Here is a 17,218-nt window from a genome sequence, read left to right on the forward strand (position 1 = left end):
TCCTTCTGATGCGCTTTTTTTGATGAGAACCCCCGGTTCCATACCGATGAGGTCACCGACGGTCCTCGCCGAGGATTGTTCGAAGTCCTTGGATTCGATCACATCAATATTGGTGGGAGCGTCGGAAACAGGAAGGTTACTGCGGTTGAGCGAAAGAAAGACATCGCTCGAATAGGACGGAACAGCCCCCAGCAACAACACGGCAACGGCAATGAACGATTTCATGGTGCGATCTCCTTGGCCCTCCCCAGAGGGCAATGGCTTTCACTCGATCTCGGTCTCCTGACTTCCCTTCACCCCTCCGTCGAACCTTCCCAACCGCCAGATACGCTGGCGACCAGTGGTTGAATTCGACATTGGTCCGGGTTACAGTCGCTGGGCGGCACCGGATTCACACCGGTTTCCCAAAAAGATCGTAGCGTTACAACTCTGTTTTCAGTGTGTTTTCCTCTAATGCAGGCAGAGTCCATCGACAAGTCAACGTACAAAGCGATCCGATCAGCATCAACACGACAACCGATGTTTGAACCGGATGAGCCTGGTGCGCCAGAATTCGCTGCAGAACGTCATACAGTTTTCCACCGAGAGCGTTTGAGCCGTACATGGCGATATCAAAAAAGGATAGAAACACGGCGTACGCGGTCGCTTCCGCATCCTTCGGACAGGTGCGTGCGACCAGATCCAGAAGGGCCAGCCGGAAGAATACGCTAAAAAACCCATAGAGCGTTTCAATCACAGTGACGGAAACCGGTCCCCAGTAGAACAAGTAAGACAGGCTGACCAGGGCCATCACGATGGGCCCGCGGGAAACCCAGACACGAACGTCATGGCTCTGACAAAATTTCCAGAACACCGCCGCCCCCACAAGGCCGGCGAGTGACCCCACCGTCATCAGGGACCCGATCCATTGAGGATTCAGTCGCAAAACATTGCTCTGGTAATAAAACTGGACCGTGCCGAGAAACGGATAAAAATTCCATAACACGATGGTCAGGCTGAGCATCCAGAATTTTTTCGTCCGGATAAATCCCCAGAATTGAAAGGGGTCTCTGGGCCGCGAACGGGAAGGTCCCTCCTCGTGAATCATGAACGACGAAGCAAAAATGGCCAAAGGCAATATCCCGGCGATTGCAAAAATCCATGAGTACGCCAGATGGCTTGTCATCCAACCGCTGCCGTAACCACTGAGAATGACGCTCGCGTAAAGCGCTCCGATCTGAAGGGCCTGATACGGTCCCGTTAAGCGGCGCGCCTGGCCGTCTTCGACCAGCAGCCCGTCGCAAGCCGCATCGGCAAAAGCCAGGGCCAGGCAGGCCCCCATCATCGGATACAGGAGGCCGGCGTAGCGGTAATGGGTCTGAAAGGCCAACACCCCAAAAGCCAATGACGCGGCCAGCGAACCGATCATCAGGTGCGGTCTCCGGCGATACCCACCGATCGGAACGAAATCAGACATCCATCCATACACGGGTTTCAGCAGCAGCGGCAATGTCATCCAGGCGATAAACCCGGACGTCTGCCCGGGTGTCAGATGGAGACGATCTTTGAGAACATAATTCAGCGGTTCATAAACAATGCCGATGCATCCTTGAACAAAATAATTGATTAAAAAAAAGGAATAACGACTTCGCGTGGAATCTCTCACAGCCCTTGTCCTATCCAACGAATGCTCAAGACCGCCAGCGACAGAACCTCCACGAGTTCACTGCAGGCTCCCAGCGTATCGCCGGTCATTCCGCCGATGCAACGCTCCGTATAGCGGCGAAAGACCCACGTGAAAAGGGCTACCACGGCCATCACGAGAAGCCCTTTCCAACGGAACAACGCGAAGGCGATCCCCGCACAGAGAAACGTGGCCATTCGAAGCGTCCACGGGTCCACCTGTCCGATATAAGGGAAAGCGGTTCCACCTTCGGACCGGGCATAGGTGGAACGGGCACAAAGCCAGACCATCGACCATCGTCCAAGAGTCGGCAAGAGAACCAGGGCCGGAATGGCTCGCGCAGAATCGAGTCCAGACAGGAGAGCGCCTTTCATCGCGAGCAAGCCAAAAACCCCCACGATCGCCATGGCTCCCGAATGGCTGTCTTTCATGATAGCCAGGATTTTCTCGCGGGAGCGATTCCCGTAAAACCCGTCGCACATATCCGCGAAACCGTCGAGATGGAGTGCTCCCGAGAAAAGAATCAGGCCCGTCATGCCGCAGACCGTCGCAACCATCGGAGTGAAAAGCTTCAGCCCCGCCCAGAAGAGAACCGCGCTAAGCCCCCCCAGAACAGCGCCGATTAGCGGATAGTAACGCATCGACCGGACCAGATCATCATCCCGCACAGTCCCGGAGATCCGGATCGGGAAGATACTGAGGAACTGAAATGCCAGGAGAAGTCGGGTCATTTTTTTTCAGACACACTCGCTTCCTGAAAGGTGGCCATTTCGTTAAAGACAGCGCAGGCCGCGTCGAGAAGCGGCATGGCCAGGGCAGCGCCGGTGCCTTCTCCGAGACGCATCTGGAAGTCGAGCAACGGAACAAGCGCCAGCTCCCGAAGGATCCGCTGATGCCCGCACTCGACGGATAAATGCGCCATGGCCAGATAATCCCGTACGGGTTTATTCGGAGCGAGACGACAGGCCACCAGCGCCGCCGCCCCGGAGATGAATCCATCCACGATCACCGGCGTTTTCGCGGCGGCCCCGGCCAGGATCACGCCGGCCAGTCCAGCGATTTCAAATCCGCCCACCCGCGCCAGAGCGGCCAGCGGGTCGCCTCCATCCACACGGTTCACGTCCAGCGCCTGACGGATAACGCTCACCTTGCGACGAAAGGTCTCCTCATCGATTCCCGTTCCCCTGCCGGTGACCTCCTCGACAGGCGAACCGGTCAGAGCAGCCACCAACGCGCTGGCGGCGGTCGTGTTGGCAATCCCCATATCCCCGGTTGCGAAAAGAGCGGCTCCCCGTTCCTTTTCAGACAGTGCCAGCCGGGCTCCCGCCAGAATGGCCTTAACAGCCTGCGCTTCGGTCATCGCGGGGCCCTTCGCCAGATTGGCGGTCCCAAACCCGATCTTGCACGAAACAAGCTCCTTCTGATCGCTGAAATCCGCCGCCACGCCGAAGTCGGCGACGACGACCTCCGCTCCGGCCTGACGCGCCAGAACATTGATCGCGGCGCCGCCGCGAAGAAAATTGCGAACCATCTCCGGAGTTACGGCCGCCGGGAAAGCGCTGACTCCTTCCTCGGCCACCCCGTGGTCGGCGGCAAAAATGAATATCACTTTGCGGGACACCCGCGGACGGGACTGTCGGGTGACTCCCGCGAGCCATCGGGCGAGTTCTTCCAGACGCCCGAGACTTCCCTGCGGCTTGCTCAGCGAATCGAGCCTCTCCTGCGCCCGATCCATGGCGCCCCGATCGAGCGGCTCGATCGAGTCGATTATCTTTTTGAGTTCAGCGTTCATTCTTGTTCCCCTTTAACAATACCGGGATGCCCGACACCATGAGATAAACCTGATTCGCGTATCGGGCCACAATCTGATTCGCGCGGCCCGCATAGTCTCGGAACGTTCGTCCCATATCCGTCATGGGGACAAGCCCGCAACCCACTTCATTGGACACAATCAGGGTGGTCCTCGGTGATGACGCCGCGGCTTGACAGAGTTTTTTGACCCTGGCGCAGATCCGGGATTCCCCTTCCCCCTGCATCAACCGTCCGGAGACATAGAGGGTCAAACAATCGATCAGCAGAACCTCCGTGCGGCGATCCACTTTGGAATATAGTCCGGCAAGGTCAATCTGATTCTCAAGCGTCTTCCAGTATTTGGGCCGATCTTGGCGGTGCCACTTAATCCGCCGACGCAGTTCGCCGTCCGTGGTGGGCAGGCAGGTCGCCACGAAAACAACTCGCCGGCTCAGCCGCCGGGCCAGATCCACCGCATAGCGGCTCTTGCCGCTCCGGCTTCCCCCCGTAATGTAAATCAGCATGGATGAATCCATTTCACCGTTCGCCCCTGAATCATTCGGATCGAACCGGGGGGCTGGATATGCTTCAAAAATTCTTTATTCGGAAGTTTGAGACGTTCGAGAACAATGGAGGATAACGACCCGCCATGAGCCACAATCAGAACATTTCGGTTAGAGAACCGACGTCCGAGAAGGCCAAGAAAACGCTTGATCCTTTTTCGCAAGGAACCGACCGTTTCCGCGCGCGGGATGCGGACGCTGGATGGATGCTGGACCCACCGCCTGGCCAGAGCAGGCCATTTTCGTTTAATGTCCTGGAAACGAAGACCTTCCCAGTCCCCAAAATGGATTTCTCTCAGAGAAGAATGCCGGGTGAAAACGACTGGGATCCGGCGATGAATAATTGCCGCCGTCTGTTTCGCACGCAAGAGCGGACTAACATAACATCGATCAATGGGATACTGGGCCAGAAGACGGGCGGCCGACCGGGCCTGAGCAATCCCCCGACGCGATAAGGACGGGCTGGTAGAACCGCAGTAAGTACCGGTCAGCCGGGTTTCCCCATGACGGACCAGTAAGAGCATTCCATTGGTTATTTGTTTTTCCGTTTTCTTGGACATAAAAAATCCTGATCTTCACAGACGAAGGATCAGGACTCCAATAGAAAACCGGCTTTCTACTCAACAATTGACCCTTCCCGCGAAGGACTTGAACGTATAGTGATTGTCAGTAGATCGGGCTTTCACCGTTGCGGGGCAGTCCCGGAATTTCACCGGAGTTCCACAGCCGCCAGACGTCTGGCGACCTTGGTCGCCAGACGTCTGGCGACCGCTGCCAATCACATAGAAAAGAACCCCCAACCAAGCGCTACTATAAATATCCTAAACAACCTTGTCAAATCACAGGTAACGACCGCGGTGAAGCCGGTGGAGCGAGGAGACGCGCTTTTTTCTGAAAGCCTCCCGTCTCTTGGTTTTGAAGTCGTGCAATTCGTCGGTGAGCTTCACGAAATCTGTTTCCCACTCCCCGGGCGCATAGAGGTCAATATTCTGAAACTGAAAGTTGGAACCGAATTGCTGGTCTTCGTAGTTGCCTTCGATGTCCAGGACGGTTTTCTCCCCCTCGTAGAAACGAATATGGCGAACACCTCGGGCATGGCCGGCACCGGAATACGTGAAGTCCGTATGCCCGACCGCATAGACTTTCTTGTGAAATCGGAATTGAACGATCGGCTCTTTCCCTCCAGCCACTTGCACCGGCTCTTCAACGGACTTCAACGGCCGCTCGATGAGCGGGCTTGAAGGATACTCGCGGAGTTCCGTTTCCAGTTCGGCTAATCGGTGAGGGAATTTTTGGGTAAGGGAGGGACTTTCTTCTGACTTGCTCTTGGATGGTTTTTTCACGGGGACCGCCTTCATGTCTTTCTCCCATTCTAGATGATTCTCGCACGACCGTGTATTCTAAATTCTAACGGACCTCGGCTGAATGGCCTTGAATGTCGTCTTCCGGCTCTACGCGGCCGCCGAGATATTTCGCCAGAAAGGCTTCGGCTCGGCCATAGAAGTGCCTGCGGTTGGCCGGCCGGGCAAAACCATGGCCTTCATCGGCGTAGACCAGGTATTCTACCGGCTTTCCGTTTTTGCGCATCGCCTCGACGATCTGATCGCTCTCCGCGCGCTTGACGCGGGGATCGTTGGCACCCTGAGCGATGAGCAGCGGGACGACGATCCGGTCCACGAAGAAAAGCGGTGAGCGGGATTTGATGAACGCTTCGTCCTGTTCCACAATCCCCACGCGGCGCGCAAAAATCGCTTTGAGAGGTCCCCAGTAGGGAGGAATCGTCTGGATCAGGGTGATCAGATTACTCGGCCCAACGATATCCACACCGCAGCAGAAGACATCCGGCGTAAAGGTCAGCCCGACGAGCGTCGCATAACCGCCGAACGAAGCCCCCATGATGGCCACCCGTTTCGGATCAGCGATTTCCTTTTGAATCAGCCATCGCACCCCGTCGATCAGATCGTCATGCATTTTACCGGCCCACTCACGGTTCCCTGCGTTCAGAAATTTCTTTCCATACCCGGTCGAGCCGCGAAAGTTGACTTGAAGAACCGCATAACCGCGATTGGCCAGCCACTGAGCCATCGTATTGAAACCCCAGTGATCCCGCCCCCAGGGCCCGCCGTGAACCAGCAAGACAGTCGGAAGATTTTTCGCAGGCAGGCCGACGGGGAGGGTTAGATAGCCGTGCAGCGTCAAGCCGTCGCGGGCCGGGAGGGTGATCGGATCAATCCATGCTAAGCCATACTTTTCCAGCGCCGGTCTCTGACTGAAGAGAAACGTCAATTCCCGCATCAGCCGGTCGTAGAGGTAATACGTAACAGGACCGTTATCCACCGCGTAAGCCACGAGCCACAACTGGTCCCGCAGATCCTGCCGGCTGATGGTCATTTCCCCCGGATGCGCCGTTGCCAGACGCTCCAGGTCTGGAGCGATTTCCGGGTCCAGGGCTTGCCACTGCATCTTGTCCCTATAAAAAGCAACCGCCTGAATCACGTGCCGGGCGGGATGGACCAGCACCGCGCTCACGTCATACTCGGGATCTTCCGCCAGCACTTTTTCTTGCCCGGTGTCTGCTTCTCGAGCCAGCAAACGCTGGGCATTGACCCCATGGCTGCCTAACAGATAAAGCGTCCGGCCGTCTTCCGAAAAATGAACCGGCGCACCTTGATCATCCGGATCCCACTGGATGATCGTTTGCCAGGGAGCCTCGGACGAACGCCGCTGCCACAAATCGGTCCCGCCATCCGGCCGACTGGAGAGAGCCGCGCGAACCTGCAAACGGCTGTCCGCGGTCCAAGCGATCACCGAACCTGGATTTTCCGTATCCAGCTCAACCTGACCGGTGATCAGATGAATCCGGTAAACGTCATGCTGGCGAGGATCTCTTTTGTTCAAGCCGACCAGGATGACATCTGGAACACTGGATTCCAGCGCCACCATCTGCGCCCGGACTCCTTCAAAGGGCGTAATATCCCGCACCTCGTTTGTCCCGATATCCACCAGGTACAGATGGAAGTTCTCATCCCCATCCATGTCCTGAAGGTATATCAGGCGGTTCGCCTGATAGGTCCAGAAATAGGAACGGATCCCCCGCTTGGGGTCGGACGTCAGGCACCGGGCCGGACCCGGCTTGCTTCCCGAAAGGGGGCATATCCAGACTTGAAGGATGTTCCGGTCATCCGGAGCGATATAAGTCAGATGCTGCCCTCCAGGAGACACCTGGGGGCTGAAGCGTTCAGGGTTCCCGAAGAGAACCTGTCGAGGGATTAGCGGTGGAACCATGGGTTAATCAAGCTCGCAGTGGATAAGTGTGGATAAAAATGAAATATAAGACTATCCACACCCCCAATTTAGACCAAGTGAATGTTATCCACAAAGGGGCATATATAGGTAGACCCCCCATCATCATTCCCCGTAGTCACTGGCGGGGAATCCAGACAATTCGTTGCACGGCATAATGGATCCCCGACAGCCCCGTCCTCTTGTGGAGTGCTCAATGGTCGGGGCAGTCCCGACCACTGAAAACGTCGATCGGTAGACGGGACAGAAACACTCGGGGATGACGGCGTAAAAGGATTCATCAGACATTACAGCAGGAAGATCAGCGGAGTTTCCAGATATCACGGGCATACTCACGAACGGTGCGATCGCTGGAGAAAAAACCGGTGCGAGCGACATTCAGAATGGTTTTGGGGACCCACTCCGCCGGCTTGGCATAAAGGGCCACCGCCTCATCATGGGCGCGGCAGTAGGATTTCAGATCCGCCAGATGCACAAATGGATCGTTCCGGTCCATGACATAGCGAACCATATCCTGAAAAAGACCCGGATCGTTCGCACAGAAACGCTTGCTCAGGAGGCTTTCCAGAACCCGGTGAATCGCGGGATTCCTGGCGATAATCCCCTCCGGATCATAGACATGGCGGGCCTGCAGGCTCTGCACTTCATCGGCCGTCAGCCCAAAGAGAAAGAAATTTTCGGGGCCAACCGCCTCCCGGATCTCTATATTGGCCCCGTCGAGCGTTCCAATCGTGAGCGCTCCGTTCATGGCGAACTTCATGTTCCCCGTACCGGAGGCCTCGGTCCCCGCGGTCGAAATTTGTTCGCTCAAGTCCGCCGCAGGGATCAGCCACTCCGCGATCGACACCCGGTAGTCCGGCACAAAAATCACCGACATCCAGTCCCGTGCGCGCGGGTCCTGATTAATCACCTGCCCGACCGAGTGGATCAGTTTGATGACCTGTTTGGCCGCCTGATAACCTGGAGCGGCCTTTCCGGCAAAAAGGAAAGCCTGCGGTACCGGCGGCGTCACCCGGTCTTCGACCAGACGCAGGTAATCGTGAATAATCCGCAGGACATTGAGCAACTGCCGTTTATAGAGGTGAATGCGTTTGGCGTGAACATCAAAAAGAAAATCTCCGGTCAGGAAAAAACCCATCTGGTCGCGCACGATCCGGCAGGCCCTGGCTTTGGCTTCCTTTTTCACTTTCAGGAACTCGTCCTGAAATCCTTTATCCTGCGCCAATCCCTCCAGGGCGCGCAACTGATCCAGATCGGTGATCCAATCCTTCCCCACCCGGCGATCCAACAGCTGCGACAACCCGGGATTGGCCAGTCCGATCCAGCGCCGCGGTGTGACCCCGTTGGTTTTGTTGTTGAAGCGTTCCGGCCACAGCTCGAAAAAGTCGTGCAGAAGCCGTTGCTTGAGCAGTTCCGAATGCAGCGACGCCACCCCATTGGTCGAATGGCTGCCGATGATCGCCAGATGCGCCATGCGAATCTGTTTCGGATTGGACTCCTCTATAATGGACATCCGGCGCATGCGGTCCAGATCGCCGGGCCAGCGTTTATCCACCTCTTTCAGGAACCGCTCGTTAATCTGATAAATGATCTGCATGTGCCGTGGCAAAAGCTTCTCAAAAAGCGGAACCGGCCATCGCTCCAAGGCTTCTCCCATCAGCGTGTGGTTGGTGTAGCCCAGGACGGCGACCGTCGTACGCCAGGCCTCGTCCCATGCGATTTGATGCTCGTCGATAAGCAGCCGCATAAGCTCCGCCACCGCAATCGTCGGATGCGTATCGTTCATCTGAATAGACACCTTGTCGGCAAACGTTGACAAGTCTTTATGGAAGCGAAGGAAGCCGATCAGAATATCGCTGAGCGCACAAGCCGTGAAGAAGTACTCCTGCGTCAGGCGCAGCTGCCGCCCGGACTCCGGAACATCATTCGGATAGAGCACGCGGGTAACGGTTTCGGATTTGATCTTATCCTCCACGGCTTTCAGATAATCCCCGTGGTTGAAGATCTGCATATCAAAATCGTGGGAGGTTTGGGCGGAGTAGAGGCGAAGGAAGTTTACGGTTTTCCCTCCGTAACCGACCACCGGCATATCGTGCGGAACGCCCTGAATGGTCTGCGTGTCGACCCAGCGGGGGCGGATCTGGCCGTGCATGTCCTGAGTGTCCACGACCCGGCCGCCGATCAATACGGTAGCGATCCGCTCGGGACGCGTGACCTGCCAGTAAAAGCTGTCGCTGAGCCAGCGGTCCGGTTTTTCCACCTGCCAGCCGTTTTCAATCACCTGCCGGAAGAGGCCGAACTGGTAGTTGATCCCGTAGCCAAAACCCGCGATGCCTTCGGTGGCCATGGAATCCAGCAGGCACGCCGCCAGGCGGCCCAGTCCCCCGTTGCCTAAAGCCGGGTCATGCTCTTCCTTGAGAACATCGTTAATATCCGAACCCAGCGTCTGCAGCGCCTGCCGGCAGGCCTCATAGAGACCCAGGTTCAGGAGATTATTGCCGAGCGTGCGCCCGGGAAGGAACTCCATGGACAGGTAATAGACACGCTTAACATCCTCTTCACGGAAACGGTGCCGGGATTCCAGCAAGCGGTCTACCGCGACATCCTTGACCGCCAGTGAAACAGCGTGGAAAAGATCTTCCGTGTTCACATCGCTCATGTCTTTGGCGATCGTGTAATGCAGGCGATAACGGATCGCGGCTTCAAGATCGGCCGGATTCGGAGGGATAACCGACTGGACAACGGGATTCGTCATATTCATTTATCCTACATCATCCGAAAAAATAAATAAAAAGAAAGCCGGTACCCCTTCTTTAAGAAGTGCTGGCGAATTACCGCACGCTGGCTAACGGCGGTCGGGCGACGCATAAGGATCAGCGGAACCAGGAATGAAGTTTTCCGGAAGAAATAACGCGGAAGGAACCCCCGCCAAAAAGAAGGATAAGCGGGATGACCATCAGGATCAGGCCAACGAGAATCAAAGGGACACCGATCGTCGCGCCGATAATAGTCAGTGTCAGGACTCCACCCAGAGCACATAGCCCGAGCCCCAGCACACCGAACGCTACCGCCAGGATACCGCGGGCCAGAAGCCGCCGCCACCACGACAAAGGACGCGGCGGCAGTCCGACAATCTCTCCCTCCAAAACCTCGGGTTCTTTTCTCGCAAGTCGATCCATGTCAGTTAATGACCAGATGGAACCAATCGTTGGGGATACTTACAGGATGGCGCGCATTTCCTAAAACCTGCTCTCGGTCGGTTGCCCAACCGAGAGCAGGAGGAGCCAACCTTAGAAAATAAAGAACGTCGCGCAATGAATCCGGTTATTGTAAGCGAACCGGTTCGCGGCGTCCGTATAAGTCGTCTTGGTTTGAGAAAGGTCAACCATAAATCTCAGCCAGGAAAGCGGCTGAAAGATCAGATTGCCGTAGTAATACTGATCGCGCGGGTAAAGGCTCGTGCTGGCCGCGAAATCCGCCAGATTCAGTGCTTTCGCTTCTGCATATCCACCCGCCACCGTCCATTTCGGATTCGGCAAGGTGTATTGCAGATTCGCCCGCCACGTCTGGAAACGGATCAGCTCAAGCTTGCCACTGTTGGAGATTCCCGCGATGCCGGCATCAAGAGCGGTGTTCGCCGCAGGTGTTCCGGCCGTCGATGTCACAGCCGCAACCCCTCCGGACAATCCAGGGACTTCCAGCCCGCCCATCCCACGTCCATTGGCGAATTCACCGGTGATGGAAAGGTTGTTCGACGCATCTTTTCCATCCTTGGAGGGAATAATGGGGATTAGAGCATTCACCACATACGTTTCACCCGTGGCATTTCCAGCCGTGGTGCGAACCGGGGTCAATTGGCCGGAGAGGGCCAGAGAAGCGCCCACCATCGCAGTCCCGGCATGCGCATAGGTAGCGGCTTTATACTTGGTCGAGGCCAAGCGTAAGCCGCCCTGGTAGTTGGTCATCCCGGAGTTCATCTCCGCAGGCTTGGCAAAGGCCAGAGCGGATTCCAAGGTCATGTCACTTCCCACCTTCTGGGTATTCATGACGCGGGCCTGCGGATATCGGGCGAAGAGCTGCCCCACCGCCGGCTGAACAATGGTTTCAGTCTGGAAGTAATAAGGCTGCCACCCCAGAAGTGACCACGTCTGTCCGAGCTTGGCGTTCCACGCACCGTAGGTCAGGTTCGCCATCGCGACGCGCAAGCGGATGGAGGCATTGTTGTAGAAATTGCCTTCCGTTTGCACAGCGGTAGAGGTTGCCCCGGGACTCGTATTCACACCCTGATTCCCCAGGAAATCCATTTCAAAAATACCTTGCGTGGACAACCCCCCCTCGGTTTTGGGCAAAGTTAGATCGAATCCCAACCGGCTGGCTCTCGAACTCATGATCGTCCGATGATGCTGTCCGGCATACGTACTCGCCTTGGGCACCGCCGGGTTTGCGATCGTTTCCAATGAAGACATTTGTGTACTGTCGACAATGGTGTCCAACACGGCGAAACCATACATTCGGATATTCAGATCTTTAATCGAACTCGCCGTCCAGGTGACATTTTCAGCGGCCCATATCGGTGCAACAGCCATAATCAGGACCGTCAACATGAACGTCAAACATCTCCCCAACGGATTTCCAGGCTTTAGCATATTCCCTCCTTATATATAGAAGACTGCAAACTCCCCTTTTTTTCTTTCAACGACGTTTATGAGTACTTAAATTCAGAAACAAGTTTTTGCAGTTCGGTAGCAATTTTGGCCAACTCTTGAGCAGCAGCCTGAACATTGGTGGTGGCCTGGGCCGTACTTCCGGCCACTTTCGCCACACCCGAAATGCCCTTGGCAATTTCCCCAGTTCCCTTCGCCGCCTCAGAGACGTTACGGGTTATTTCATTCGTTGTCGCGCTCTGTTGTTCGACCGCGCTGGCGATCGTATTGGTAATGTCATTGATCTTCTTGATCAGGTCTGTAATCTGAACAATCGCGGCGATGGCTTCTTTCGTATTCGCCTGGATTCCCTGGATCCGCAGACTGATTTCTTCGGTGGCCTTTGCCGTTTCCGTCGCCAGTTCTTTTACCTCATTGGCCACCACCGCAAATCCCTTCCCAGCCGTTCCGGCACGCGCCGCCTCAATCGTCGCATTCAGGGCCAGAAGACTGGTCTGCTCTGCAACAGATGTGATCATTTTGATCACCTTATCGATCTCCGTACTGGATTCTCCCAGTTTCGTGATCGTAATATTGGCTTGATCTGCGACCTGGACAGCTTCGGTCGTTACGCGGGCCGACTTGGCGGTATTTTCTGCGATTTCCTTGATGCTGGCAGACATCTCATCCGATCCGGTGGCTACTGTTTGAACATTTTTCGATACCTGGTCCGACGAGGAGGAAACCATCTCGGCTTGACGGGACGTCTGGGTCGCGTCCGCATTCACCTGATGGGAAATGGCCGATAACTCTTCTGCCGAGCTGGTCAGCGTGGTTGTATTTGTCGCGATTTGCCGAACCGCCCCCTCAAAGGAGTTCGCCAAACGGTTGACGGATTCCTTTAAAAGGTTATAGTCCCCTTCATACTGGGTCGTAATGCGGGCCGTTAAATCATGAGCCGCCAGACGCCCCAAAATATCGCTGACATCCCCAAACGGTTTAACGACCGCATCCACAACCGTGTTCATTTCATTTGCCGCTGGCCTCAACTCCGGCGCAATGGTTAGAGGGTCCAAACGCACTTTCAGCTGACCGCTGACAGCGGCCTTGGAAAAGCTACGAATCTGGTTAGCAAAGCTTTCGAGCATTTGCCGGACGTACTCAATCACGAACCGGTACATGAACCCCATCGAAACGAGGATCGCGCCCAACAGCAAGAACCAGGCCAATGTCGTTACCTTGCGAATCGGGGCATAAATCTCATTCAGAAGACAATCCCCGACAATAATCCAGTCCCGCTCGGGATAAAACTCGAAATAATCAATCCGTTCGCGGCCTTCCCACTGATAACGGACCCAGCCTTTTTCTTCCTTCATCATCTGCTTACAAAAATCATACTTACCCAGGTCCGTCCCAATAGTCATCGTCGGATGCAGCGTAACCCGACCCGTGGTATTAATCGCATAAATATATCCCGTTTCACCAAGTTTGATTCGCTGTAGGAGATTCTTCAATATTTCCTTGTTTTTCTTTGAAACCCCCTCCCCCGCATCATCCTGGATCCGAATGATATCCACGACTCCGGTGACCACGTCATGGATATGTTGACGGGATTCCTTTTCGATGGCAGACTTCGCTTTTTGTGAGAAAATGAGTGTCACAAGGACCATCGGAACCGTCACACAAACCGTTGTCATGAGCAGCATGCGCATTCTCAAAGACATTTTCGTCACAGGTTATTCCTCCTCCGCCTCTCCCCCTCACGTCCCGTGTCTTGAGCGAAAACAACGAGACGTGCGGGTGAGGGTCCGGAATGATTTTTATTTAGGTTCGTAAATACCGACGCAACAGATTTGATCACCGACTTTGGTAACGTAAACACTCTTGAGCGATTGTTCAGTCTCACCTGGACGCGGCCACATATAAGACACTTTTGAGAAGGGACTTCCATCATAGTCTTTGGCGACTTGATAGATCCTCTCACCGAAAGCATCTCCCGTCGAATCCTTGAGAAATTTTAGGCTCGTCCCCATCAGCTTGGGATGAGCGCTAAACATTCCATCTCCGGCATTTCCGCAATACACATAAAGATCGCGGTCACCAAAACCTGCTTCTTTTTTAGTGAATTTTAAGAGGGCTTTCTTTTGATCTATTTTCAGTTCAGCCACCGCCTTGGTCAGCATGGCCTTGGCCTCCGCCGCTGTTCCATATTCTCCCGCCCAGGCCATGGTACCGGCCATCAGCATGGAAACCATTAGGATCATTCCGAATTTTCGTGACATGTTTTATTCTCCTCTCTGAAACACATTCTACTCGTCGATACTTTGACGTACCGTAAACCCAGAACAGAATATAGCTTCGCCAGAAGACATCGTCAATAGAAACTTTACTGACCTGATAACCTGATACTTATTTGATGAGGCGGGAGGCTTTTTCCTGAACCATTTTGAGCTCAGGTTCGTCTTCGGGCGGGACGTTCAGTGTTCGGAGAATTTCCATTTCCGCACGGGCTCTAGCTTTATCGCCGGTCAACGCGCAGAACTCGAGCAGGTAGTAATGGTTAAAAGGATCCTTCGGTCCGATCGCGAGTGCTTTCTCCAATTCTTCCTTGGCGCGCTTTTTGCTGCCGCCAACAAACCCCGGCACTTTGTAATCCACCGCGCCCAGAACATGGTAAACCCCGCCACTTAAATAATGATCATTGAGTCGAATAACCTCGGCCATTTCGTGTCGAATGAGTTTCACCATCGACAGACTTTTCAAAACCCCTTTGGCTTCCCCGAAAGACCCCTGATTTCCCCCTAACCAGAAGTGCGCTTCCACACAGTCTGGATTTAAATGGATCGCTTTCTTCGCCAAATCCATTCCTTTCTGGTGATACACCTGCTGTGCCGCGCGATCGTCGGCATGTTGTCCAATCCACCAGGCCGAGCGAGACGCCTTCCAGTAACATTCCACCGCGTGTGGAGCGTCTGCCCCAGTCGCCGCACGCTCATAGATATCCATGGCGATCCTAACTTGCGAAAGGTCTTCGCGTTTGGCATATGCCGCATTCGCCTGATTAATCAAAGAGGAAACATCCTCCCCTAAAACAGGAAGCGGGTGATTCAGGGCAGCCGCCCCAAGAAGAAACAGGATTATCCAATGACGTCGAATCATTAAAGGGATTGTCTCAAAATTTGCGATCCGCTTCCACTCACCGGATGCCGAAAGGGGTTTGACTTTAGGCGGCGGCTTGAGCAGGAGCGGCGGTGCGTTCGAGGACGAAAAAGAAATTACTGCCTTTACTGGCGGCGGATACGACGGCGATGCTGCTGCCGTGGGCTTCGACGATCCCTTTGCTGAAGGCCAGACCGATGCCGAATCCTACGGCGCGGTCTTCGGCTTTGACCTGCTGAAACTTTCCGAACAATTTCTCCAACGCCTCCGGCGGTATGCCGCGGCCGTTGTCCAGGACCGCAAACTCCACTCCTTCGGCGACCGGTCGGGCGGAGACTTTGACCCAGCCGTTTTCCATCGTGTACTTGATCGCGTTGCCGGTGAGGTTCTCCAGCACCCGCTCGATGAGGCTGGCGTCCGCGAGTGCCCAGAGTTTCGGATCCTCGCACACCCAGGAGAGCGCGATTTTTTTGGCGTCGGCCTGGAAGGAAAGATCTCCGACGATTTTTTTCACGAGCCCCTGCGCATTGACCGGGACCGGGTTGATGGTCAGTTTTCCGGCCTGCAGGCGGGCCAAACTCAAGATGGTTTCCACCAGGCTGAGCGCGCGCTTGGCGGATTGCCGGGCGGAACCGACCAGGATTGAAAGATCGCCGTCCCCTTCCGGCACCTGGCCCTCGCAAAGACCGAGATAGCCGATGGTCGCGGCCAGGGGTGTGCGCAGGTCGTGTGTGATGCCGTTGAAAAAATCCTCTTTCATGCGCTCGAGTTCCTTGTCCTGCGTGATATCCCGGATGACGATCATCACGCCCAGGCGCCGACCCCCTTCCGTGAGCACCTGTTGGGCCATGACGCGCGACCATTTGTTCCGCCCCTGAACCGGGAACTCGAATTCCTCGCTGGCATTTTCCTTTTCGTTTTCCAGAACGGGGATCAGCATCTCCGTCCAGGGCGGATACTCCTGCAGCGACTGCCAGGCGGTCTCGAATGCCCCTTTGCTGCGACCGGCCACTTCGATCGTCCACTGCCGCGCCGGCGCGTTGGCGATGACCACGCGGCTGTCCGGTGTGACCATCAGAATACCGTCTTGAATCGAGAAGAGCAGCGACTGGACCGTGGTTTTTTCCTCGATGATTTTTTCGACCTGCATCGCCTCGTAACTCGCCAACTCCTGCATCATCTGATTGAACGCCTTGCCGAGCGCCCGGAACTCCTCTAAACCGAAGTCCTCCGGGACCTTCACCTCAAAACGCCGGCGCGTGACGTTTTTCACGCCCGCCGCCAGCCGGGAAATCGGCGTACTGATATGCTGCACCCAGAAATAGGCGAAGAAACCGACGCCCAGAAAACTGCACAGCATCCAGAGAAACGCGCTGCGCCGGAGCCGGGTCGCTTCCGCATAGGCTTCGGTTTGCGGCTGCACGGACAGGATGTACCAACCGGCCGACTTGACCCAGTCGATCGAACCGACTATCGGTTTCCCGGACGGGTCGGCGAACTCGCCTTTCCAAAGCTGGACGTCTGATTCTTTCTGGTCTTTAAATTCCGACAGACGATCCCGGAAGAAAGGCCACTGATCAAATTGTTTTCCCTCGACTGCCTCCCGGGAATCTCCGATCACCCGTCCTTTTTCGTCCAACACCCAGATGGATCCGCTTTTTCCCACTTCCTGATCGAACAGGAGTTTCCGGAACAGATCCCATCGCACGGCGACCAGCATGAATTGCCCGTTCTCGAGAGGGTAGAGAATATCGAAAAAGGAGGTGCCCTGTTTCTCATAAACCTCGCCCGTATCGGGCGTCCGGCTTTTCTTCACCCGCGCAAACAGCGGACGACCGGTGTAATCGATCCGCGGGCTGAAAAAAGAATGGTTGGTCGAAAAGGCTTTGGCTTTTTCCATTCCCAGGGGATCCAGAAGCGCCACGCAGGCAAAGTCGCTGTTGGCGATCAGCGCACTATTTAAAATCTAAACCTGTTCCGCCCAGAGGTTGCTGCGCGTCAAGAGCGGGGCAAAGGCCAGGCGCAGGTTCAACCGTTCGAAGTAATTGGCGGTATTGAGCGAAAGCGCGTGAACGATATGTCCATGCAGATCAAAC

15 protein-coding genes and 2 riboswitches are annotated in these 17,218 nt (G+C 55.4%); all 15 genes read right to left on the reverse strand.

The annotated features are described in order from the left end of the window. Window positions 1-225, reverse strand: a 225-nt coding sequence (locus WC859_08675) for a hypothetical protein (protein MFA5976219.1), incomplete at its 3' end; no start/stop codon positions are given. A 51-nt stretch (window positions 226-276) separates the two neighbouring features. Further along, window positions 277-406, reverse strand: a riboswitch (cobalamin riboswitch). A gap of 15 nt (window positions 407-421) precedes the next feature. Beyond that, a complete protein-coding gene (locus WC859_08680) occupies window positions 422-1,645 on the reverse strand; it encodes an MFS transporter (protein MFA5976220.1) in 1,224 nt (407 codons plus the stop codon). Next, on the reverse strand, window positions 1,642-2,394 hold the full coding sequence (locus WC859_08685; protein ID MFA5976221.1) for an adenosylcobinamide-GDP ribazoletransferase: 753 nt from the start codon (window positions 2,392-2,394) through the stop codon (window positions 1,642-1,644). Before WC859_08685 ends, WC859_08680 begins: the two co-directional genes overlap by 4 nt. Further along, entirely contained in the window at window positions 2,391-3,455 is a 1,065-nt protein-coding gene (gene cobT / locus WC859_08690; GenBank protein MFA5976222.1) for a nicotinate-nucleotide--dimethylbenzimidazole phosphoribosyltransferase, read from the reverse strand. The genes WC859_08685 and cobT overlap by 4 nt, the downstream gene beginning before the upstream one ends. Then, window positions 3,445-3,990, reverse strand: a complete 546-nt coding sequence (cobU, locus tag WC859_08695; protein ID MFA5976223.1) for a bifunctional adenosylcobinamide kinase/adenosylcobinamide-phosphate guanylyltransferase — start codon at window positions 3,988-3,990, stop codon at window positions 3,445-3,447. Before cobU ends, cobT begins: the two co-directional genes overlap by 11 nt. Beyond that, complete coding sequence (locus WC859_08700) at window positions 3,972-4,577, reverse strand: histidine phosphatase family protein (GenBank protein MFA5976224.1); 606 nt, start codon at window positions 4,575-4,577, stop codon at window positions 3,972-3,974. Before WC859_08700 ends, cobU begins: the two co-directional genes overlap by 19 nt. Window positions 4,578-4,691: 114 nt before the next feature. Further along, a riboswitch (cobalamin riboswitch) is annotated at window positions 4,692-4,734 on the reverse strand. 122 nt (window positions 4,735-4,856) lie between these two features. Then, window positions 4,857-5,360 (reverse strand): hypothetical protein, encoded by a 504-nt coding sequence (locus tag WC859_08705; GenBank protein ID MFA5976225.1) that lies wholly within the window; start codon window positions 5,358-5,360, stop codon window positions 4,857-4,859. A 64-nt stretch (window positions 5,361-5,424) separates the two neighbouring features. Beyond that, window positions 5,425-7,302: a S9 family peptidase gene (locus tag WC859_08710; GenBank protein ID MFA5976226.1), complete on the reverse strand. Its 1,878-nt coding sequence runs from the start codon at window positions 7,300-7,302 to the stop codon at window positions 5,425-5,427. 319 nt (window positions 7,303-7,621) lie between these two features. After that, window positions 7,622-10,075 carry a glycogen/starch/alpha-glucan phosphorylase gene (locus WC859_08715; GenBank protein MFA5976227.1) on the reverse strand — a complete coding sequence of 818 codons (2,454 nt, stop codon included), beginning with the start codon at window positions 10,073-10,075 and terminating at the stop codon, window positions 7,622-7,624. Between the two features lie 118 nt (window positions 10,076-10,193). Beyond that, a complete protein-coding gene (locus WC859_08720) occupies window positions 10,194-10,499 on the reverse strand; it encodes a hypothetical protein (protein MFA5976228.1) in 306 nt (101 codons plus the stop codon). Window positions 10,500-10,610: 111 nt separating this feature from the next. Next, a complete protein-coding gene (locus tag WC859_08725; GenBank protein ID MFA5976229.1) occupies window positions 10,611-11,966 on the reverse strand; it encodes a hypothetical protein in 1,356 nt (451 codons plus the stop codon). Window positions 11,967-12,022: 56 nt separating this feature from the next. Continuing rightward, window positions 12,023-13,687, reverse strand: a complete 1,665-nt coding sequence (locus WC859_08730) for a methyl-accepting chemotaxis protein (protein MFA5976230.1) — start codon at window positions 13,685-13,687, stop codon at window positions 12,023-12,025. Between the two features lie 96 nt (window positions 13,688-13,783). Continuing rightward, entirely contained in the window at window positions 13,784-14,245 is a 462-nt protein-coding gene (locus WC859_08735; GenBank protein MFA5976231.1) for a cache domain-containing protein, read from the reverse strand. A gap of 127 nt (window positions 14,246-14,372) precedes the next feature. After that, entirely contained in the window at window positions 14,373-15,122 is a 750-nt protein-coding gene (locus WC859_08740; GenBank protein ID MFA5976232.1) for a TRAP transporter TatT component family protein, read from the reverse strand. 64 nt (window positions 15,123-15,186) lie between these two features. Further along, entirely contained in the window at window positions 15,187-17,046 is a 1,860-nt protein-coding gene (locus WC859_08745) for an ATP-binding protein (protein MFA5976233.1), read from the reverse strand. Between the last annotated feature and the right edge of the window lie 172 nt (window positions 17,047-17,218).

Source organism: Elusimicrobiota bacterium (assembly GCA_041660185.1).
Taxonomy (GTDB): domain Bacteria; phylum Elusimicrobiota; class Elusimicrobia; order 2-01-FULL-59-12; family 2-01-FULL-59-12; genus JBAZWU01.